This window comes from Rhizobium sp. T1470 (genome assembly GCF_042140505.1).
In the GTDB taxonomy this organism is placed as follows: Bacteria; Pseudomonadota; Alphaproteobacteria; order Rhizobiales; family Rhizobiaceae; genus Rhizobium; species Rhizobium favelukesii.
Genome location: NZ_CP148091.1, coordinates 3888064 through 3909052, shown reverse-complemented (window position 1 = coordinate 3909052; position 20989 = coordinate 3888064). Strand labels below are relative to the sequence as shown.

General features: G+C 61.0%; 22 protein-coding genes. 11 read left to right on the top strand and 11 right to left on the bottom strand.

The window, feature by feature from the left end; translation table 11 throughout:
- Positions 1-65: 65 nt before the first annotated feature.
- From WGT02_RS19625 to WGT02_RS19615, 3 genes are all read left to right on the top strand, one after another.
- Positions 66-1547: a mannitol dehydrogenase family protein gene (locus tag WGT02_RS19625; protein ID WP_208249633.1), complete on the top strand. Its 1482-nt coding sequence runs from the start codon at positions 66-68 to the stop codon at positions 1545-1547.
- Between the two features lie 83 nt (positions 1548-1630).
- Positions 1631-2320: an HAD family phosphatase gene (locus WGT02_RS19620; RefSeq protein ID WP_024314936.1), complete on the top strand. Its 690-nt coding sequence runs from the start codon at positions 1631-1633 to the stop codon at positions 2318-2320.
- A complete protein-coding gene (locus WGT02_RS19615) occupies positions 2320-3903 on the top strand; it encodes an FGGY-family carbohydrate kinase (RefSeq protein WP_024314935.1) in 1584 nt (527 codons plus the stop codon). The genes WGT02_RS19620 and WGT02_RS19615 overlap by 1 nt, the downstream gene beginning before the upstream one ends.
- A gap of 4 nt (positions 3904-3907) precedes the next feature.
- On the opposite strand, the gene WGT02_RS19610 is transcribed toward WGT02_RS19615, so the two are convergent.
- Positions 3908-4762: a MurR/RpiR family transcriptional regulator gene (locus WGT02_RS19610; RefSeq protein WP_024314934.1), complete on the bottom strand. Its 855-nt coding sequence runs from the start codon at positions 4760-4762 to the stop codon at positions 3908-3910.
- A 230-nt stretch (positions 4763-4992) separates the two neighbouring features.
- Between WGT02_RS19610 and WGT02_RS19605 the strand changes: the two genes are divergently transcribed.
- Positions 4993-5706 (top strand): sulfate transporter family protein, encoded by a 714-nt coding sequence (locus WGT02_RS19605; RefSeq protein ID WP_024314933.1) that lies wholly within the window; start codon positions 4993-4995, stop codon positions 5704-5706.
- Between the two features lie 36 nt (positions 5707-5742).
- Here WGT02_RS19605 and nth read toward each other — a convergent pair whose 3' ends face one another.
- Positions 5743-6549, bottom strand: coding sequence for an endonuclease III (nth, locus tag WGT02_RS19600; RefSeq protein WP_029710017.1), 807 nt, complete (start codon positions 6547-6549; stop codon positions 5743-5745).
- On the opposite strand from nth, the gene WGT02_RS19595 reads away from it, so the two are divergent.
- A complete protein-coding gene (locus WGT02_RS19595; RefSeq protein ID WP_024314931.1) occupies positions 6548-7045 on the top strand; it encodes a DUF2244 domain-containing protein in 498 nt (165 codons plus the stop codon). The two genes, nth and WGT02_RS19595, sit on opposite strands and share 2 nt — an antisense overlap.
- A gap of 68 nt (positions 7046-7113) precedes the next feature.
- Positions 7114-7986, top strand: coding sequence for a bifunctional helix-turn-helix domain-containing protein/methylated-DNA--[protein]-cysteine S-methyltransferase (locus WGT02_RS19590; RefSeq protein WP_024314930.1), 873 nt, complete (start codon positions 7114-7116; stop codon positions 7984-7986).
- Between the two features lie 15 nt (positions 7987-8001).
- Here WGT02_RS19590 and WGT02_RS19585 read toward each other — a convergent pair whose 3' ends face one another.
- On the bottom strand, positions 8002-8982 hold the full coding sequence (locus WGT02_RS19585; RefSeq protein WP_024314929.1) for a sugar-binding transcriptional regulator: 981 nt from the start codon (positions 8980-8982) through the stop codon (positions 8002-8004).
- A 389-nt stretch (positions 8983-9371) separates the two neighbouring features.
- Between WGT02_RS19585 and tal the strand changes: the two genes are divergently transcribed.
- A complete protein-coding gene (gene tal, locus WGT02_RS19580) occupies positions 9372-10337 on the top strand; it encodes a transaldolase (RefSeq protein WP_024314928.1) in 966 nt (321 codons plus the stop codon).
- Between the two features lie 268 nt (positions 10338-10605).
- On the opposite strand, the gene WGT02_RS19575 is transcribed toward tal, so the two are convergent.
- Positions 10606-11442 carry an amidohydrolase gene (locus WGT02_RS19575; protein WP_208249634.1) on the bottom strand — a complete coding sequence of 279 codons (837 nt, stop codon included), beginning with the start codon at positions 11440-11442 and terminating at the stop codon, positions 10606-10608.
- A 216-nt stretch (positions 11443-11658) separates the two neighbouring features.
- Between WGT02_RS19575 and WGT02_RS19570 the strand changes: the two genes are divergently transcribed.
- The 4 genes from WGT02_RS19570 to WGT02_RS19555 all read left to right on the top strand — a co-directional run bounded on the left by WGT02_RS19570 (position 11659) and on the right by WGT02_RS19555 (position 14406).
- Entirely contained in the window at positions 11659-12390 is a 732-nt protein-coding gene (locus WGT02_RS19570; protein ID WP_024314926.1) for an SDR family oxidoreductase, read from the top strand.
- A gap of 101 nt (positions 12391-12491) precedes the next feature.
- The gene (locus WGT02_RS19565; protein WP_167546220.1) at positions 12492-13130 is read left to right on the top strand and encodes a DUF1345 domain-containing protein; all 639 of its coding nucleotides are present in this window, start codon (positions 12492-12494) and stop codon (positions 13128-13130) included.
- 33 nt (positions 13131-13163) lie between these two features.
- On the top strand, positions 13164-13388 hold the full coding sequence (locus tag WGT02_RS19560; protein WP_141652554.1) for a hypothetical protein: 225 nt from the start codon (positions 13164-13166) through the stop codon (positions 13386-13388).
- Between the two features lie 289 nt (positions 13389-13677).
- The gene (locus WGT02_RS19555) at positions 13678-14406 is read left to right on the top strand and encodes an adenylate/guanylate cyclase domain-containing protein (protein WP_245272543.1); all 729 of its coding nucleotides are present in this window, start codon (positions 13678-13680) and stop codon (positions 14404-14406) included.
- Here the strand turns inward: WGT02_RS19555 and WGT02_RS19550 are convergent.
- The 7 genes from WGT02_RS19550 to WGT02_RS19520 all read right to left on the bottom strand — a co-directional run bounded on the left by WGT02_RS19550 (position 14403) and on the right by WGT02_RS19520 (position 20905).
- Complete coding sequence (locus tag WGT02_RS19550; protein ID WP_024314924.1) at positions 14403-14576, bottom strand: DUF1328 domain-containing protein; 174 nt, start codon at positions 14574-14576, stop codon at positions 14403-14405. The two genes, WGT02_RS19555 and WGT02_RS19550, sit on opposite strands and share 4 nt — an antisense overlap.
- Before the next feature lie 150 nt (positions 14577-14726).
- Positions 14727-15221 carry an ester cyclase gene (locus WGT02_RS19545; protein ID WP_024314923.1) on the bottom strand — a complete coding sequence of 165 codons (495 nt, stop codon included), beginning with the start codon at positions 15219-15221 and terminating at the stop codon, positions 14727-14729.
- Positions 15222-15280: 59 nt separating this feature from the next.
- Complete coding sequence (locus tag WGT02_RS19540; protein WP_024314922.1) at positions 15281-16708, bottom strand: gamma-aminobutyraldehyde dehydrogenase; 1428 nt, start codon at positions 16706-16708, stop codon at positions 15281-15283.
- 76 nt (positions 16709-16784) lie between these two features.
- Entirely contained in the window at positions 16785-17600 is an 816-nt protein-coding gene (locus WGT02_RS19535) for an ABC transporter permease (RefSeq protein ID WP_024314921.1), read from the bottom strand.
- Complete coding sequence (locus WGT02_RS19530; RefSeq protein ID WP_024314920.1) at positions 17590-18564, bottom strand: ABC transporter permease; 975 nt, start codon at positions 18562-18564, stop codon at positions 17590-17592. The genes WGT02_RS19535 and WGT02_RS19530 overlap by 11 nt, the downstream gene beginning before the upstream one ends.
- Entirely contained in the window at positions 18561-19547 is a 987-nt protein-coding gene (locus WGT02_RS19525; RefSeq protein ID WP_208249636.1) for an ABC transporter ATP-binding protein, read from the bottom strand. Before WGT02_RS19525 ends, WGT02_RS19530 begins: the two co-directional genes overlap by 4 nt.
- Positions 19548-19744: 197 nt before the next feature.
- On the bottom strand, positions 19745-20905 hold the full coding sequence (locus WGT02_RS19520; protein WP_024314918.1) for an ABC transporter substrate-binding protein: 1161 nt from the start codon (positions 20903-20905) through the stop codon (positions 19745-19747).
- Between the last annotated feature and the right edge of the window lie 84 nt (positions 20906-20989).

Below are 20989 nucleotides of genomic sequence, written 5' to 3'. Positions count from 1 at the left end.
AAGGTGCCCGGCGTGCCGATACCGGGGTCGCAGCCGAGCCCGAAGACCTTCAAGAGGACTGAAACATGACGTGCAAACTATCGCTGGCAACGCTTTCCGAGGCGGCAAAGACGGCCGCCGTACCGACCTATGAGCGGGCGTCGCTGAAAGCGGGCATCGTGCACTTCGGCGTGGGCAATTTCCACCGTGCCCATCAGGCCATCTATCTCGACGACCTTTTCAATCTGGGCCAGGATCATGACTGGGCGCTTGTCGGCGCTGGTATCCTGCCGTCCGATGCAGCGATGCGCGAAAAGCTCGCCGCCCAAGACTTCCTGACGACCGTCGTCGAGCAGGACAACAACAAAACCGCCGCGCGGATCACCGCGCCGATGGTCGACATCCTGCCGGTGGGCGATGTCAGGACGATCATCGCCAAGCTCGCGGATCCCACGATCCGTATCGTTTCGATGACGATCACCGAGGGCGGCTATTTCATCGACGCATCTGGTAAGTTCAATCCCGACCATCCGGCGATCGCTGCGGATGGCCAGAACCCTGCCGAGCCGAAGACGGTCTTCGGCCTTGTTGTCGCCGGCCTCAAGGCGCGCAAGGAAAAGGGCATCGTGCCTTTCACCGTCATGTCCTGCGACAACATCCCCCATAACGGCGTCGTCACCGCGAATGCCGTTATCGGCACAGCACGGCTTTCGGATCCTGCCTTTGCCGACTGGGTCAAGGCGAACGTCGCGTTCCCGAATGCCATGGTCGACCGCATCACGCCGGCCACCGGACAGCGCGAAATCGATCTCTTGAAGAATGCCTTCGGCATCGAAGACAACTGGCCGGTCTATTGCGAAGAGTTCAAGCAGTGGGTGCTGGAAGACAAGTTCACCGCCGGACGCCCGGCGCTGGAGAAGGTCGGGGTCACCTTCGTGCCGGATGTGACGCCCTACGAGCACATGAAGATCCGCATTCTCAACGGCGGCCACGCGGCGATCGCCTATCCCGCAGCGCTGATGGACATCCACTTCGTACACGACTCGATGGAAGATCCGTTGATCCGGGCCTTCTTGGCGAAGCTGGAAAAAGAAGAGATCATCCCGATCGTTCCGCCGGTTCCCGATACCTCGCTGACGGACTACTTCGCGCTGATCGAGCACCGACTGCTCAATCCGAAAATTGCCGATACGATCCCGCGTCTGGCGCAGGACGGATCGAACCGGCAGCCGAAATTCATACTGCCGTCGACGCAAGACAATCTGAGCCAGGGCCGCGATGTCGTCGGCCTGGCGTTGGTTTCGGCACTGTGGTGCCGCTACTTCGCTGGAAAAACGGATAGTGGCAAGGACATTGCCTTCAACGACGCCAGCGCCGACCGGCTGCATGCGGCGGCTTTGAAGGCCAAGGATGATCCGATGGCCTTCCTCGCCTTCGACGACATCTTCGGCGAGGTGTCGAAATCCGAGCTGTTCCGCAAGCGCTTCGCCCACGCATTGAAAACCTTGTGGGAAAAGGGCACGCGTGAAACCCTACAGCTTTATCTCGACAATAAGCTTGCTGTGTAAGGATCAGTGGCGGCATTCCTGCCGCCGCCTCCGCCCCGTCCGGCGGAGGGGTTCTTCCTGCACCAATTGCGATTGGGTCTACCATGGCTGAGGCTGAAACACGGCTGGTCATTTTCGATTGCGACGGCGTTCTTGTCGATAGCGAACCGATATCGGTGAGCGTCTTGGTCAAGGCGATGAACGATCTCAACGTTCCGATTACCGAGGAGGAGGTCTACGGGCGTTTCCTCGGGCGAAGTCTCGCAACGGTGATCGAGACGATGAAGTCCGAATACAACGTCCACCCGGGCCAGGAATTCCTCGAGCAGATCCGTACAGACCTCTACGCCCGGTTTCGCAAGGAGTTGAAGCCGATGGACGGGATCGCCGAGACGATCGACACCCTCGGCATTCCCTGTTGCGTCGCCTCCTCAAGTCAGGTCGAACGCATTCGCCTGTCGTTGACGGTCACCGGCCTGATCGACCGGCTGCCTGATATTTTCAGCGCGACGATGGTCAAGCATGGCAAGCCGGCGCCCGACCTCTTCCTGCATGCAGCGCGCGAAATGAACGTCGATCCGGCAAATTGCGTCGTCGTCGAAGACAGCCCGGCTGGGATCGAGGCGGCGAAGGCCGCAGGCATGACGGTATTTGCCTTCACCGGTGGTTCGCACGCCAATTTTTCCGGCTATCGCGCTGAACTTGACCGGCTTTCGCCTGAAGCCGTGTTTGACGCGATGCCGGATTTGATACACCTTATCCGCAAACATAAGCAGGATGGGATGCACCTTTAATGCCTCAGCATGTGGTTGCGGTCGATATCGGCACGGGCAGTGCGCGCGCCGGCGTCTTCGACGCTCGCGGCGCGCTGCTGGGCAAGGCCGAACACCCGATCATCATGAACAGGCCGCGTGAGAACCACGCAGAACACGATTCCGAAGACATCTGGTCGGCGGTCTGCATTGCCGTACGCAAGGCGATGGAGCAATCGGGTGCGGCGCCTGCATCGGTGGGCGCGATCGGCTTCGACGCCACCTGTTCGCTCGTCGTGCGCGATGTCGATGGCGGCCAGATCAGCGTTTCCACCGGCGGAGAACGGCGCTTCGACACGATCGTCTGGCTCGACCATCGGGCGCTGAGAGAAGCCGATTTCTGCACGGCCACGGAGCATCCCGTGCTGGAGCATTCCGGGCATTTCATGTCGCCGGAAATGGAAATGCCAAAGCTGATGTGGCTGAAGAAAAAGCTGCCTGGCACCTGGATGAACACCGGCTATCTGTTCGACCTCGCCGATTTCATGACCTGGAAGGCGACCGGCGCGCTTGCCCGCTCGCGCTGCACGCTGACGGCCAAGTGGAACTATCTCGCGCATCTCAACAAGGGGTGGCAGAAGGATTTTCTCGAGCAGATCGGGCTTGATGACCTCCTCGAACGTGGACGGCTGCCGGAGGAAACAGTGCCGGTCGGCGAGAGTGTCGGGACGCTGACGCAGGAAGCCGCCTCGGCGCTCGGATTGACGACGGCGTGCCATGTCTCCGCAGGCATGATCGATGCCTATGCAGGGGCGCTGGGCGCGCTTGGCGGTGAGGCACAAGATGCCCGCCGGCTGGAACGCCAACTTGCGCTCATTGCCGGCACGTCGAGCTGTATCGTGTCCTTCTCGCGCGAGCGCAAGCCGAGTCACGGCATGTGGGGTCCATACTACGAAGCTGTCTTTCCAAAGTCCTGGCTGGTTGAGGCAGGGCAATCGGCGACGGGTGCGTTGCTCGATCATATCGTGCGGATGCACGCGGCTGGCGGCGAACCGACTGCGGCGCTGCATCAGAAGATCGTCTTCCGCATTGCGCAGCTTCGCTCCGAGGAGGGGGACGAATTCGGCGCCCGGATCTTCGTCCTGCCTGATTTTCACGGCAACCGCTCGCCGCTCGCCGACCCGCATGCCGTCGGCGGTATCAGCGGTCTGACCCTCGACACGTCCTTCGATGGGCTCTGCGCGCTCTATTGGCGCACAGCAGTGGCGATTGCGCTCGGGATCCGCCACATCCTCGAGCGGATGAAGGAATATGGCTATGTGCCGGACACGTTGCATGTCGCTGGCGGCCACGTGAAGAACCCGGTGCTGATGGAGCTCTATTCGGATGCAACCGGCTGCAAGGTTGTGGTGCCGAAGATGAACGAGGCCGTACTCCTTGGCACGGCGATGGCCGCTTCCGTAGCCTGCGGTCTCTATGGAGATCTCGCAGAAGCCGGATCGGCCATGTATCCCGGCGGCGAAGAGCGACTGCCGAATGCGGCCAAACGGGCCCTTTATGACCGCGATTATCGCAGGCTGCTTGGCATGTATCGTCATCGCGCCGAACTGGAGGCGATGGAGTAGACGCCTAGCGGTTTCCGCCCTCCCCGAGCATGCTACCAAATTCGGTCATACGACGGGTGCGGGCACTCGCTTCTTCGCCGGCGGCGGCGATCACGGCTTCTGACAGACAGTCGAGCAGGGCCATCAGCGGTGGCAGGTTGTCGTCGCCATCGGAGCGGGCAGACGGAAGGGCGAGCACAAGATTGGCCTGATCGGGAATCCAGTTGGCGCCTTGTGCGGTGATCAGGATGACCTTGTATCCGTAGCGCCGTGCCGTCCGGGCCAGCAAGCGGGCTTTGCCGAAACGACGACTGTCGATCACGACGAGCAACGCGTCATTGCCATCGAGCCGTGCGAAAAGCTCGGCGAAACGGCTGCCCGTTCCATCAAGCGCATGAATGCCGTCGCGGGCATAGGTCAATCGCTGTGCAAAGTGGGACGCGAAACCGGACAGGCGCGCATGCGAGGCGACAAAAACCTCATGAGCGGCCGATATCATCGACACTGCCTCGTTCCACTGTGGCTGGCCCGTCAGATGGTAGATATGGTGCAGCGCCTGGATCTGTTCGGAGACAAGTACCGCGAGCGGCTTACCGGCGGAAGCGTCGGTCTGCAGCTCGGTGAGCGACGCCTGCATCTGCGTCGGCGAGATGGCGCTTGTCTCGCGAATGTGGACCTTGACGCTGTCGAGCCCCTGATAGCCGAGCGCACGCAAAAAACGGCCCACCGTCATTGGGCTCAGATCCAGCCGATCGGCAACGGAGGCGGCTGTTTCGAACGGCAGGTCGTTCAGATGCTCGGAGAAATATTTCGCGATCCGTCGTTCGGCCGGGGTGCCGGACTTGGCATATTGGCGGAGCTTCTGGACAAAATCTTCCACGTCAGCCGTCCTGATCTTCCCGGAAGCATTTCTCGGATATGCAGGGCCCACCCTTGTCGTTTGCAACTATTCCGGAAGCTGCGTCTCAGGATCAAACACTCATAGATGATAAATTACTATATATTAACATAGATTTTCCGACAAGTTTTGGGTCGATCGACGGAATTTATTTCAGCCTTGCCGTTCAAAGTGCAGATTCCTACATGGTTATTGCAACCGGAGACCTCAGGATGATCTTTCAGGCGTCACGCCTATCCCTCATCAATCTTTTTGCTGCGGAAACACGCTCAGTCTTCTGGAAGGTCCTGGGATTGACTCTTCTGGTGCTTGCCGGGCTTTGGCTGGCGTTGCGCAGTGCCTTTATGTCGTTCGTTTTTCCGTGGATTGCCAGCTTTTTTCCCGCGATGCCGGATTGGGCGGGGTGGCTCGGCTTCGTGTTTGCGATCGCTGCCGCCATCGGGCTTGCGCTCGGGTTGGCGCTGTTGCTGTCACCGGTAACAGCGCTGATCGCCGGCCTGTTTCTCGACGATGTGGCCGAGGTGGTGGAAAAGCGGGACTATCCCTCGGATCTGCCTGGCACAGCAATGCCGCTCGGTCCGGCGCTCGCAAGCTCTATCAAGTTTCTCGGCGTCGTCATCCTTGGCAATATCATCGCGCTCTTCCTGCTCTTCGTGCCGGGCATCAACCTGATCGCGTTCTTCCTCGTCAACGGCTACCTGCTTGGCCGGGAATTCTTCGAGTTTGCCGCGATGCGGTTCCGTTCGCCGCAGGAGGCACGGTCGTTCCGCGCCAAGCATGCGGCGACGGTCTTTCTCGCGGGGCTTGTCATTGCTGCCTTCCTGGCCATCCCGATCGTCAATCTGCTGACGCCGCTCTTCGCCGCCGGGCTGATGGTGCACCTGCACAAACTGATTTCCCGCGAGGACATGGGACTTCGCGGCTAAGGGTCAGGTGGAGCGTGCCGAAATCTGCCTCCAGGCTTACTCGACGGCCTCTCCAATCACTTGGCGCGGTAGCTCGACCAGCGGCGCCGGCACGTCGCAGGTCTTCTCGGGCGATTTGCAGATGTCGGCGATGACGCAACGCTCACATTCCGGCTTGCGGGCCTTGCAGGTGTAGCGGCCATGCAGGATGAGCCAGTGGTGCGCGTGATAGAGGTAGCGCTTCGGGACGACCTTCATCAGCCGTTCCTCGACCTCATCCGGCGTCTTACCCGGCGCCAGCCTGATGCGGTTGGCGATGCGGAAAATGTGGGTATCCACCGCCATTGTCGCCTGACCGAAGGCCATGGAGAGCACGACGTTGGCGGTTTTGCGGCCAACACCGGGAAGCGTCACCAGCTCGTCGCGCGTTTGCGGCACGACGCCGCCGAATTTCTCGACCAGGATCTGCGAGAGAGCGATGACGTTCTTCGCCTTGTTGCGATAAAGGCCGATCGTCTTGATGTAATCCCGCACCCGTTCCTCACCGAGCGCCAGCATCTTTTCGGGCGTGTCGGCGATCTTGAAGAGCGCGCGCGTTGCCTTGTTGACGCCGGCATCCGTCGCCTGGGCGGACAGGGCCACGGCGACGACAAGTGTGAACGGGTTTGTATGCTCAAGTTCGCCACTGGGCTCCGGGCGCTGGACGGAGAAGCGGCGGAATATCTCCTCGCGCTCGGCTTCGGAATAGGCGGAACGGATCGTTGCCGGCTTCTTGCGGTGAAGGATCACTTTTGAGGTCTGCGGCGATGTGGCGGCGGATTTGAGTTTCGGAGTTGGCATGGAAAACCTATACTTGGCAGCCATGATGGAAAGCAACGCTGATAGAGCCAACGAACAACCTGTTTTTGCCGCCGAGCTTTTTCCTTATCGGTCGCTTGGCCGCAAGGGTTTCAAGGTCTTGCTGCTTGTGACCGGTGCGGTGTGTTGCATGTATGGCATGTTCTTTGTGGCGACGGGCGCCTGGCCGATCGGCTTCTTTTTCGGGTTGGATTTTCTGTTGCTCTACGGCGCCTTCTGGTTGAACTACCGTTCCGGCCGGGTGCGGGAGGAAGTGACCGTGTCGCGTAGTGATATTTTGGTGCGCAAGTTCGCGCCTTCCGGGCGGATGGTCGAACATCATTTCAATCCCTTCTGGACGCGCTTCTTCGTCCGCCGGCATCAGGAAATCGGCATCCTTTCCATGTATATTTCCGGGGAGGGGCGGGGCACGGATATCGGTTCCTTCCTCAATCCCGATGACCGCGAAAGCTTTGCCAGGGCCTTCAAGCGGGCGCTTGCCACCGTCAAGCAGCGGATTTGATCGGCACGCAAGAATCGGGTGGTTTGCGAGGGCCACTTGACTATCTCCTTGGTACAAGGAGAAAGATCATGAATATGGTAGCCAAGCTGAACAACGACATCACGCCCGATGGCTCTGATTATGAGACCGTACGCCAGGTGATCGAACTCATCACCGAGGACTATCGCGATCAGCCGTCTCTCGAAACGATTGCAGCGCGGCTGAGCCAATCGCCGACGCAGTTGCAGAAGACGTTTACGCGGTGGGCCGGCCTGTCTCCGAAGGCTTTCCTGCAGGCCGTCACGCTCGACCATGCAAAGCGGCTTCTGCGCGAAGAAGCGATGCCATTGCTGGAGACGTCGATCGAGGTCGGGCTTTCCGGCCCCAGCCGTCTGCACGATCTGTTCGTCACGCATGAGGCCATGTCACCTGGCGAATGGAAGGCCAAGGGCGGCGGGCTGACGATCCGCTACGGCTTCCATCCTTCGCCGTTCGGCGTTGCGCTCGTCATGGCGACGGACCGTGGCCTGGCGGGGCTTGCTTTCAGCGATCTCGGGGACGAGGCGGCTTGTCTTGATGACATGACATGCCGCTGGCCGAATGCGAGTTACGTCGAGGATGCCGAAGCAACAGCGCCCTATGCCGAGCGCATATTCGAGCCCGGCCGCTGGACGTCGGAGCAGCCGCTGCGCGTCGTGCTGATCGGCACCGATTTCCAGGTGGAGGTATGGGAAAGTCTGTTGAAGATTCCCTTCGGCAGGGCCGTCACCTATAGCGATATCGCCAATGACATCGGCCGGCCAAAGGCGATGCGCGCGGTTGGTGCGGCGGTCGGTGCCAACCCGATTTCCTTTGTGGTCCCCTGCCATCGGGCGGTCGGCAAGGGCGGCGCCTTGACCGGCTATCACTGGGGCCTCACCCGCAAGCGGGCCATACTGGGCTGGGAAGCCGCCCACGCCTGAGGCTGGCTTCGGCTTTTATTGTGCCGCTAGGTCCAGCAGCACCTTGGCGGCACTTTCGTCGGTAATCAGCGTATTGCAGCCGATCCGCTTGATCGTGGCCCGAATTGCCACGGCGCGATGGGCGCCGCCCGATGACAGCACGATGTGCTTTGCTTTTTTCAGCGTGTCGAGGTCCACCGACATGACGCGGCTGTTGATCGAGTGATCGATCGTATTGCCGTCCTTGTCGAGGAAGTTGAACATGGTGTCGCAGACGCAGCCGGCGTCGATCAGCTGCTGCAACTCGGCCTTCGAGATCCAGCCTTCCGACAAGGACGTGGAATGCGGCCCGATGTCGCCGCAGCTGACGATCGCGAGATCCAGCGTTTCCGCCAGGCGATAAATCGTGTCCAGCCCGCATTTTTCGACAAGGTTTCGCTTCGTCTCGGTCGAATCCACAAGCAGCGGCGCGAGGAACATGTAGCACTCCGCACCGAGCTGGCTCGCCAGACGCCAGGTGTAGTCGATCGGGTTCGTCTGGTGGACGGCGACGACGCCGCCGAGCAGGGAGACGACCTTGCAATTGTCGCGCCGAGGCGGCCGAAAACTGGACAGCGATGCGGTCATGGTGCGGCCCCAGCCGACGCCGATGGTGTAATCGTCGGGAATGGCCTCGGAGAGAAACTGTCCAAGCGCAAGCCCGACGCTCTTGGCTAGCGAGTTGGCGTCGGGGTGTGCGGGTGCGGGGACGACGATCGCCTCGTCGAGGCCGTAAGCGCGCTCGAGTTTGACCGATAGTTCGACGCAGTCGCCAATCGAGTCGTTGATCCAGATCTGCACTTCGCTGCGCTTCATCGCCTCGTCGAGCAGGCGAATAACAGTCGTGCGGCTGATGCCGAGCTGTTCTGCGACGTGCTTCTGGGTCAGGCCCTGATTGTAATAGAGCCAGGCGGCACGCAGCCTGAGCGAGGATGCCTCAGAATAAGCCGTGTGCGTGCCGCGTTTGAGCTTGACCACATCTCCTCCGGAGCGAATTGCGCCCTAGTTTTACGATCAAGCCAGGACGGATTCGTATTTTGCCCGATAATGACGAGTGTGACACTTATGTCAATTGAAATGCGCAAATGTCCTTGACATATCTAGGGAGGAATGGCGATAGTCGCCGCGAAGAAGTCGCTTCTGTGCGTCCGAGGAGGTAATGTGCAGGCAAGCGGGAAATCCCCATCGGCCTTTGGCGGTCGGGGCGGTTTTTCGCAGGGACGACGCAGTTGCCGCCTAGCTTTGCGGCTCGTTTGGAAACGACGGGCGCAATCTGATGCGTAGCATGCAGGCTGCCAATTCGTAGATCATTTTTGCCGGGCGAGATTCGCATCGGCTCGCAGCTCAAGTCAAAAGGACCAGTGACCATGACATCCAAGCTCGACCAACTCCGCGAGATTACCACGGTCGTTGCCGATACCGGTGACATCGAAGCCGTTGCCCGTCTGAAGCCCGTCGATTGCACGACGAACCCAAGTATCGTGCTGAAGGCACTCGGTACGCCGATGTTTGCAGACACGGTCAAGGAAGCCGTTGCCTGGGGCAAAAAGCAGGGCGGCAATCCAGAGGCCGTTTCCGTGGCCGTTGCCGATCGTCTGGCGATTTCCGTCGGCGCTGCACTTGTGAAGCTCGTTCCGGGCCGCGTGTCGACCGAAGTCGATGCGGACCTCTCCTTCGATACCGAAGCGTCGCTTGCCAAGGCACGTTCCATCATCGCGGCCTACAAGGAACGCGGCATCGAACGCGACCGCATCCTCATCAAGCTGGCTTCCACCTGGGAAGGCATCCGCGCTGCCGAAATCCTGCAGAAGGAAGGCATCGACTGCAACCTGACGCTTCTCTTCTCGAAGGCCCAGGCCGTTGCTTGCGCCGACGCCAAGGTGTTCCTGATCTCGCCCTTCGTCGGCCGCATTCTCGACTGGTACAAGAAGTCGATGGGCAGGGAATTTACGCCTGAGGAAGATCCGGGCGTCATCTCCGTCCGTGACATCTACAATTATTACAAGGCCAACGACATCAAGACGATCGTCATGGGTGCATCGTTCCGCAGCGCTGGTGAAATCGAGGCGCTGGCCGGTTGCGATCGCCTGACGATCGCCCCGAACCTGCTTGACGAACTCTCCAACGATCAGGGCAAGCTCGAGCGCAAGCTGTCGCCAGACGTGACGAAGCCGGCCCCGAAGATCGCGATCGACGAGAAGACCTTCCGCTGGATGATGAACGAAGACGCCATGGCGACCGAAAAGCTCGCCGAGGGCATCCGCGCTTTCGCTAAGGATCTCGGCACGCTGCGCGCCATGGTCCAGAAGGAACTGCAGCTCGCAGCCGCCTGAGGCTTTCGTGCATTGGATTTTGAGAAGGGCAGTGCCGATGGCGCTGCCCTCTTTTTCTTTGTTGATAGAGGTCGCTGCAAGTTTGGCGCGGATCCTCCCGTCACCTTCATTCCTGTGCTTGTCACAGGAATCCAGCCGCGGCGCGTCTGCGTCGTGAAAACGGTCTTTTCTGTTCAAGGACTTGAACGCGCTGGATCGCCGCCACAAGGTCGAGGATGAGGGAGGCTGACTTGTCAGCGATTTGAAGTGGCACCGCCCTCTTTGGTTTTCACATCGGCCAGATGCGTTTCGCGTTTGCCTGGTAGAGCTTGTCGCGCTCCTCCGCGCTGCAGCCCGATGTCAACGCGTGCGTGGCGGCGACCCAAGGGGTGAGACCGCCGCCGAGCGTGCAGACCGGCCAGTCGCTACCCCAGACGACGCGATCCCAGCCGAAGCTCTCGATCGTATGCTCGACATAGGGACGCAGACTGTCGACCGACCAGTTTTCGAGATCGCCATAGGCGATGACGCCAGAGATCTTGGCGGTCACATTCGGGCGTCGGGAAAACTCGACGATGCCGTTGCGCCAGACGTCGTCCATTCCGTCCTTGATCGGCGGATTGGCGCAATGGTCAAGAATGAAGCAAACATCCGGGCAATGATCGACGAGTGCGAGAACCGTTTCGAATTGGTAGGGAAAGACGCAGAGGTCGAAACTCATGCGGGTGGCCGATAGCCGCCTGATGTTCTCGCGAAACAGCGGCCGTGCTGCCGTATCGTCGGCAGCCACATGCAGCACGCGGCGGAAACCCTTGACGAAGGGATCGGCGAGCGACCGTTCGAGATAGTCCGCAAACCCGTTCTCCTCCGGTCGACAGGCGGCAATGACACCGCGCACGAGGCTGCCCGGGCGGCGGCTGATTTCCCTGACATAATTGGTCTCGTCGTCGATGCGCGCGGGCGCGACGTCCACCTCCATGTGCAGGACATTGGAGATCCCGCAGCGCAGCGCATCCCGCGCATAATCGTCGTAGAGGTTGTCCTGATTGAGATCACCCGCGCCGGAGAGCCAGGGATAGTCGAGCGCCTGCCGATCGACGATGTGCAGGTGAGTATCGAAAAGCATGCGGTTCCTCCCATTCATGCCATGCTGTCTGCCGCCGAGCTGCGGCATCTCGTCGGCTGGCGCCGCGGGATCAGAGATTTCCCGTGCCCGTCGGCCCTAAATTGACTAGGGTTTCTCCAGCGAGCGAAGCGCGCGTTATACAGGTTGACGCCAATTTGAATATATTGTTTGCATATGAATGAGTGCGCCGCAAGCGCTGGGATTTTGGGAGGATGCATGAGTCACGGTCTGGAAGGCAAGAAAGTCGTCATTACGGCGGCAGGTCAGGGTATCGGTCGAGCGAGTGCGGAGCGCTTCCTTTCGCTCGGCGCGCATGTCTATGCGACCGATATCAATGAGAAGACGCTTTCCACGCTTGAGGGCGCAGAAAGGCATACCCTCAATGTGCTCGATAGCGACGCCGTTCGCTCCTTCGCGACGGAGATCGGTCCGATCGACGTTCTCTTCAATTGCGCCGGCTTCGTTCATGCTGGCTCGATATTGGAATGCGAGGAGAAGGACTGGGACTTCTCCTTCAACCTGAACGCAAGGGCGATGTATACGACCTGCCGCACCTTTCTTCCCGGCATGCTGGAGAAGGGTAAGGGGTCAATCGTCAACATGGCGTCGGTCGCCTCCAGTGTGAAAGGCGTGCCCAACCGCTTCGCCTACGGCGCGTCGAAGGCGGCCGTGATCGGGCTCACCAAGTCGATCGCCTCTGACTTTGTTGCCAAAGGCATCCGCGCCAATGCGATCTGCCCCGGCACCGTGGACAGTCCGTCGTTGCACGATCGTTTGCGTGCGACGGGCGACTACGAGAAGGCGCTCAAGGATTTCATCGCCCGCCAGCCGATGGGGCGGATTGCAACGCCAGAGGAGATTGCTGCTCTCGTGACCTATCTCGCCGGCGACGAATCCGGCTTCACGACAGGTCAGATCCATGTCGTCGACGGTGGCTGGACCGGCTGAGATCGTATTGCTCCCGCTGCCATCAAGCTGATATCAAGGACGATCTCGCACGGGCGGAGCGTTCAATGGCGGAATCCGCGAAGGATCTGGAAAGCTGGGTCATGGGGCAAGTGCGAAGGCATCTGGTGTTCGTCGTCGCCGTGGCCGCCGGGCTGGCGACGTTCCTGCTTTTGACGAGCCGCCAGGTCAACCCGCAGAACCTGATCTTCGGCTGGAACGTCGGCGCAATCGTGTTTACGGCGCTCACCTGGCGCCGGATGTTGCGAGCGAGCGTTGCGAGCATCCGCAAGCGGGCGGAGGATCTTGACTTTTCAGACGTCTTCCTGCTGGCGCTGTCGATCCTGGCGGCGCTCGCCAGCATCGCCGGCATCGCACTGGAGCTTCATACAGCCAAGGAGGCTGTGGCAGGCGAAGCACTCGTACGAGCGCTTGGTGCAATCGCCACGATTCTAATCTCCTGGGCATTCCTGCATACCTTGTTCACGGTACACTATGCACATCGCTTCTATGGCGGAGAGGACAAGGGGGAAGGGCTGAAGTTTCCGGAAGGCAATGACGAGCCGGTCTATTGGGACTTCCTCTATTACTCGTTCACAATCGGCGTGGCATCGCAGACGGCCGACGTCGCGACGACATCGGTGACCATGCGCAAGCTGACGCTCCTGCATTCCATCCTGTCGTTCCTGTTTAATACGACGATCCTGGCGCTTGCCATCAATGTCGGTGCGAGCCTCCTCTAACCCCTTTGGCTGCGTGGAGGGGCGCACGGATGTATGAAGCAATCTCCTTCTCCAGAGGTTGCCGTGATGGAAGCGTTGCGGCGTGAGAGATTGTTGGCACTTGCTGGCTGCGACGATGTCCGCCTCAGCAATCTCGAGCGCTTACAGATCATCGGCCCCGGACATGCCGGTTATGCCGCAAGCGATGTCAGCCAGCTCCGATTGATCCTTGCCCTGCAGGATGCCGGCATCGGCCTTGATGTGCTGGCGGAGGTTTGAAGCGGCAGATCTTTTCTCTGGAGTTCGCCAATCAGCTGATGTTCGAGCCGGTGATGATGACCGAGACATTGGTTTTGGCTGAGATGACGGCAGGCCAAATCGATCTCGACATGCTCAATGGCGTGAGGACATGCGCCAGTCTGCCGCCGCTTTCGGTGGATCAGCCGCTTCGCGAGGACGATGTAGAATTCATCCGGCTTTTGAGGGAGTGCACACAGCTTGGTGCCTCGGTTGCATGGAGCGGGTGTTGCGCGTCTTCGGTCATGCGGTTCGCCGCTGCGTCGACACGATGCGCGACCTCTTCCGCGGCGAGGTCGAGGAGCCGATGCTGAATGCGGGCCTGAGCTATCGCCATCTTCTGGAGATTTCCGCCGCAAAGCGGCTGTCGCTGCAGCGGATCGGTTTCCGAATGCTCTTCCTGTTGCAGCGGCGGATGCTGGAGGAGGCGGTTTTCGACAACATCGTCGGGAGGCTGCAGGATGCGCTGCGCGAGCACGGCCTGGAACCTGGTGACGAGGAGAGCTTGCCGGCCGCGGCCTTCGCCGATCTCTCCGGTTTCACCGGGCTGACGCATGAGATCGGTGACGTTTCCGCCGCCGAGAAGGCCGCCCGCTTTGAAGCAATCGCGCAACGTCTTTCGTGCGCGTTCGACGGACGGATCGTCAAGCCGCTGGGGGATGGGGTGATGATGCTGTTCCCGGACGCGGCTTCTGCGGTGCAAGCATCGTTGTCGCTGGTGGAGAAAAGCCGTTTGGATGAGTTGCCGCCTGTGCGAGTCGGCGTGGCTACCGGACAGGTGGTGCCGCGTGACGGCGATATCTTCGGAAGGACGGTTAATCTCGCGGCGCGTGTTTCTTCCGTCGCAGGGCCTTCGCAGACTCTCGTCTGCCCCAACACACGTGCTGCCGCCGAAGCGGCAGCACGTGGTCTTGCCTTCCAGGGGCTGGGAGCTGTGTCCCTGAAAGGCTTCAAGGAACCGGTGCCTCTTTTCGCCGCTCAACGCCTGGCAGCGGGCTAAAACACCGCACTGCCAGCCAACAGCGCGAGGACGAGGAAGATCAGGAAGATTACCAGCGCAATGCCGAACAGAACCCGCGCGATCGTTGCCGTTGCCGCTGAGACGCCGGAAAAACCGAGGAAGCCGGCGACCAGAGACACAACGAAAAATATGAGAGCCCATTTGAGCATGGATGATTTCCTCCGTGTTCCACGTCACGATGACGCGGGACAAAGAGAATGGTTCCATGTCCGATGGCCCACAATTGGTATGGCCGTCAGGCGCCAGTGCTTCGCGCAGGCAAGTTTGCCACGTCGGCAGGCACGCGGCGAGGCAGTCTGCTACATCAGGCCCAGTTGCTTGTAGAAGCCAAGGGCGTCGTAATAGTCGGACTGCTGCTTGATCGCTCCCTTCTCGATGACGAAGACCGAGGCGCCGTCGAACGAGAAGGACTTGTTGGTGGCGGCCGTCCCATCCGCCCAGGCACCGCTGTTCGTTCCTGTGAAGGTCCACTCGAACGAGACCTTGTTTCCGCTGACGATCGGATCGCCGCGCATCATCCATTTCAAGTCGGGCACGGCGGTCATGAAGTTGTCAATCACGGCAGCCTTGGCTTCGGCCTTGCCGACTGTCGGCTTGCCGACGGATGCGTCGTAATAACTCACCTTCTCATCGAAATAGGAGGCGGCCTTGGCGGCGTCATGGGCGTTCCATGCAGCCAGATACTGTTCCACGACCGCCAGCGGCGTCTGGTCGGCAGCATAAGCCGGCATTCCGGCAAGGGTCGAGGCGAGACAGATGCCGCCGAGGGCGGCAAGAATGGTACGGCGTTTCATGTAGGCTCCCCTTTGCATGTTTGTTTGTGTGGCGGCCGGGCCATTCGGCCCGGCGCAGGTCAGCCGTGATTGATCATCACGTGCCGGACGGCGGTGTAGTCTTCCAGCGCGTAGACCGACATGTCCTTGCCGTAGCCGGACTGCTTCAAGCCGCCATGCGGCATCTCGTTGGTGAGCATGAAGTGGGTGTTGATCCAGGTGCAGCCATATTGCAGGCGGGCGGCCGTCTTCATGCCGCGACTGATGTCTTTGGTCCAGACCGACGAGGCGAGGCCGTAATCGCTATCGTTCGCCCAGGTGACAGCATCCTCGACATCGCTGAAGCGGGTGACCGAGACAACCGGACCGAAGACCTCGCGGCGAACGATTTCGTCATCCTGCGTGGCGCCGGCGATGACGGTCGGCGCGAAGAAAAAGCCCTTCTCGCCCGATGACTTGCCGCCCGTCGTGACCTCCATGTGCTTGTGCTCGGCAGCCCGGGTGACGAAACTTTCGACACGGTCGCGCTGGCGCTTGGAGATCAGCGGGCCGATCTCGTTTTCGGTGTCGTCGGCCTGATTGAACCTGATCGAGGAGACGGCCGAGGAGAGGTCGGCGACGAACTTGTCGTAGACCTTGGCGTCGGCATAGATGCGGCAGGCGGCGGTGCAGTCCTGGCCGGCGTTGTAGTAGCCGAAGGTGCGGATGCCTGCGACGACGGCATCGATATCGGCGTCGTCGAAGACGATGACCGGCGCCTTGCCGCCCAGCTCCAGATGCGTGCGCTTGACGGTCTTGGCAGCAGCCTGCAACACCTTCTTGCCGGTGGCGACATCGCCAGTGATCGAGACCATGCCGATCTTCGGATGGTTGATCAGGGCATTGCCGACGCTCTCGCCGCGGCCGAGGATGACGTTGACGACGCCCTCCGGCAGGATATCGGCGAGGAGCTTCGCCATCTTCAGCGCCGTCAGCGGCGTCTGCTCGGAGGGTTTGAAGACGACGGTGTTGCCGCCGGCGATGGCCGGAGCGAGCTTCCAGGCCATCATCATCAGCGGGTAGTTCCACGGCGCGATCGAGCCGACAATGCCGACCGGGTCACGGCGGATCATCGAGGTGTGGTTCGGCAGATACTCTCCAGCGACCGGTCCATGCAGGTTGCGCACGGCGCCGGCGAAGAAGCGATAACAATCGACGATCGCCGGGATTTCGTCATTGAGCACGGCGTTGATCGGCTTGCCGCAGTTCAGCGCTTCCAGCGTTGCAAAGCCCTGCGCCGCCTTCTCGATCGCATCGGCGATCTTCAGGAGGTAGCCGGAGCGTTCCCCCGGTGTCGTCTGCGACCAGCTCCTGAACGCGCTGTCGGCGGCATCGACGGCGGCGTCGATCTGGCCAAGCGAGGCTTCCGGCAGGTCAAGCACTGTCTCGCCCGTCTTCGGGTTCAGGATGTGCTCTTCCGTTTCCGTGCCCGCTTCGAAGCGGGATCCAATCAGCATCGCGGTGTCCATGATGTTCTCCCTTGTCGTTGGTCGAGTGGGATGTGGGCGGAAAACCGCTTCACACTTTTCCGCATCCCACTCTGGGTTATTTGCCGGCTCCGGCGACCTGATCGCCGTCGCGGGTGAGGTAGTAGGCTGCCAGGATCGGCAGGAAAGTGACGAGCACGACGACCATTGCGACCACGTTCGTGACCGGGCGCTGGCGCGGACGGATGAGTTCTTCGAGCATCCAGATCGGCAGCGTCGATTGCTGGCCGCCGGTGAAGGTGGTCACGATGACCTCGTCGAACGACAGCGCGAAGGCAAGCATGCCGCCGGCGAGCAGCGCCGTGCCGATATTGGGCAGGATGACATGGCGGAAGGTCTGGAAGCCGTCGGCGCCAAGGTCCATCGACGCCTCGATCAGCGAGCCGGAGGTGCGGCGGAAGCGGGCGACGGCGTTGTTGTAGACGACAACGACGCAGAAGGTCGCGTGGCCGAGCACGATCGTCCAGACCGAGAAAGGGATGTCGAACAGGCTAAAGGCCGAACGCAGCGCAATGCCGGTGATGATGCCGGGCAGCGCGATCGGCAGGATGACGAGGAGTGAGATCGCTTCACGACCGAAGAACTTCGTCTGGCTGATCGCGGCTGCGCAAAGCGTTCCGAGTATCAGAGCGATGGCGGTGGCAACACAGGCCACCTGCACGGAGAGGCCGAGCGCGGACCAGACATCGGGACGGTTCCACGCAACGGCGAACCATTGCGTCGTCAGACCCGGCGGTGGCCACTGATAACTCCTCTCCTCGGTGGTGAAGGCGTAGACGAAGATCAAGAGGATCGGCAGATGCAGGAAGAGCAGGCCACCCGCGGCGGCGATCTTCAGAAGCAGCGGTGAACGCTGTGAACGGTCAGAGCGCATCGAAGGCCCCCTGTTTCTTGGCAAGCCAAAGATAGATGGCCATGATGACGATCGGGACGACGGAGAAGGCTGCCGCGAGCGGGACGTTGCCGGCGGTACCCTGCTGGGCATAGACCGCCTGGCCGATGAAAAGGCGCGACGAGCCGATGATTTGCGGAATGATGTAATCGCCCAAGGTCAGCGAGAAGGTGAAGATCGAGCCGGCAACGATGCCGGGCAGCGCCAGCGGGAAGAGCACCGTGCGGAAGGTCTGGCTCGGGGTTGCACCGAGATCGGCGGAGGCTTCGATGAGGTTGGCCTGGACACGCTCCAGTGCGGCCTGAGTCGGCAGGATCATGTAGGGCAGCCAGACATAGACGAAGACGAGGAAGGTGCCGAGATAGCTGACCGAGAGCGAATTGCCGCCGATGACGGGCAGGTTGAGGACACCGTCGAGCAGCCAGGAAAGGTGCAGCTTGGCGAAGATCCAGGTGAGAATGCCTTCCTTGGCGAGGATGAGTTTCCAGGCATAGATTTTCACGAGGTAGCTCGACCAAAGCGGCAGCATGATGCCGAGATAGAAGAGCGCCTTCCATTTGCCCTGCGCGTAGCGGGCGGCATAGTAGGCAATGGGGAAGGCGACGACGGCGGAGGCCAGCGTCACCAAAGCCGCCATGACGATGGTGCGGATGATGATGTCGAAGTTCGTCGGGCTGAGGAGCTGCGCATAGGTCGCGAGCGTGAACTCGTAGTTCACCAGGCCCGAGAAATCGTCGATCGAGAAGAAGCTCTGCAGTAGAAGTGCGATCAGCGAGCCGATGTAGATGATGCCGAGCCACAAAAGTGGCGGCGTCAGCATCAGGAAGAGCAGCAGCTTCGGATGCCGCCAGAAGGCATCGGAGAGCTGTCCGAAAAAACCGCCGCGACCGGGCAGGATCGACGTTTCCCGCAGCTCGGCCGGCTTGGTGAGGGCAAGCGCTGTCATGCTGCGTCATCCATGTAGTGCACGTCGACGGGCTGCCAGACGAGACGGACGCTCGTGCCGACATCCGGCACGTTGGTGCCGGCCGGCAGCATGACATGCAGGCGGGTGCCGCGGATATCGACCGAGAGGCGGGTTGCCGCGCCAAGGAAGCTTGCGGCCTGGACGCGCGCCTCGACGCCGTCGCCAGCGAGATGGATCGCTTCCGGGCGCAGGCTCGCCCAACGCGTCTCGCCGCCGAGCGAAGTCATCACCTCGGGCGCGATGACATTCGAGGAGCCAACGAAATCGGCGACGAAGCGGGTCTTCGGGCGGCTATAGATGTCGTGCGGCGTGCCCTCCTGGACGATGCCGCCATTGTTGAAGACGGCGACGCGGTCTGCCATCGACAGGGCCTCGCCCTGGTCATGGGTGACGAAGACGAAGGTGATGCCGAGCGCGCGCTGCAGGCTCTTCAACTCTTCTTGCATCTGCTCGCGCAGCTTCAGATCGAGGGCGCCGAGCGGTTCGTCGAGGAGAAGGATCTTCGGCTTGTTGACGAGGGCGCGGGCGAGCGCCACGCGCTGCCGCTGGCCGCCGGAAAGCTGTCCGGGCCTGCGCGCGCCATAGCCGGGAAGCTTCACCATCTCCAGCGCCTGCTCGGCAGCCTTGGTGCGCTCCGCCTTACCGATGCCCTTGACCATCAGCCCGTAGGCGACGTTGTCGAGAATGTTGAGATGCGGGAAGAGCGCGTAGTCCTGGAAGACGGTGTTGACGTTGCGGCGATAAGGCGGAATGCCCTCGGCTGTCTCGCCGAAGATTTCGATGTGGCCGCCCGTCGGCTGCTCGAAGCCTGCGATCAGGCGCAGGCAGGTCGTCTTGCCGGATCCGGAAGGGCCAAGCATGGCGAAGAATTCGCCCGGCGCGATTTCGAGATTGACGCCATCGACGGCGCGAACCTGCCCGAAATGGCGTGAGACCTTTTGGAAACGGACGGCGGGGGTCATTGTAAACTCCGGGATTGTGTCTGATGTCTCGTCCTCCCCGCAGGAAGGCGGTGGCCCAAAGGCTTCGACGAGGGGACAAGTCGGCTTTCCGTCGCCGCGCAGCGCTCGGACGTCCGCTCTTGTCTTCGGTTGTCCCCTCGTCTGCCCCTCAAAGGGCGTCTTCTCCGCTGACGGAGACGGTGAGGTTGCGGGCGAGATTATCGTCCGCCGATCACGCCGATATAGTCGGAGACCCAACGGTGATACGGCACGCACTCGCCCTGCGTCGTGCACTTGGCCGTCGGCGTTCTCCAGAACTTGATCTTGTCGAAATGATCATAGCCGTTCGTTGCGCAACCTTCATCGGTCAGCAGTTCGTTGCCCTTGCAGGCTGCGGGAACCGAAGGTACGGCGCCGAACCAGGCAGCGGCATCGCCCTGGACCTTGGCCTGCAGCGAATGTTCCATCCACATGTAGGCGCAGTTCGGATGCTCGCTGTCGACATGCAGCATGGTCGTATCGGCCCAGCCGGTCGCCCCTTCTTCCGGGAAGGTTGAGGCGATCTTCTGCTTGTCAGCCTGCATCAGGTTGACCTGGAAGGGCCAGGAGCCGGAGGCCACGACGCCCTCGTTCTTGAAGTCGTCGATCTGGATCATCGCGTCGTGCCAGTAGCGCGAAACGAGCTTGCGCTGGCCGCGCAGTAGGTCGAGGGCCGCCTTGTACTGATCTTCGTTCAGCTCATAGGGATCCTTGATGCCGAGTTCCGGCTTGTGCGCCATCAGGTAGAGCGCGGCATCGGCAACGTAGATCGGACCGTCATAGGCTTGGACGCGACCCTTGTTGGACTTGCCGTCCGGAAGGGTCTCTTCCTCGAAAACGACCTTCCAGCTGCTCGGTGCCTTCCCCTTGAAGGCATCGGTATTATACATCAGCACGTTCGGTCCCCAAAGGTAGGGAACGCCGTAGTGGACGTCGTTGACCGTGTACCACGGGCCCTTCTGCAGGCGCGGATCGACGTTCTTGAAGCTCGGGATGAGGTCGGTATTGATCGGCTGCACACGCTTGCCGGCGATCAGGCGAAGCGATGCGTCACCGGAGGCGGTGACGAGATCGAAGCCGCCTTCGTTCATCAGCGAGACCATTTCGTCAGACGTCGCCGCCGTCTTGACGGAAACCTTGCAGCCGGTTTCCTTTTCGAAGGCGGTGACCCAGTCGTAGCTCTTGTCGCTTTCGCCACGCTCGATGTAGCCCGCCCAGGCTACAATGCTGACCGCACCTTCACCGTTGCCCAGCGCCTTCAGCGGCTCCGCGGCGGCAACCTGCGTCACGAAGCTCAGGCTCGCGAGGGCCGCGGTGCACGATTTCAGAAGATATTTCATCGTCCGTCTCCCGGTTGTGCCACTTTTCGTGGCGTTATGTTCCCGGTTGAAAAGGTGCGACGAATTTTCCGGTTTCGCAAATTC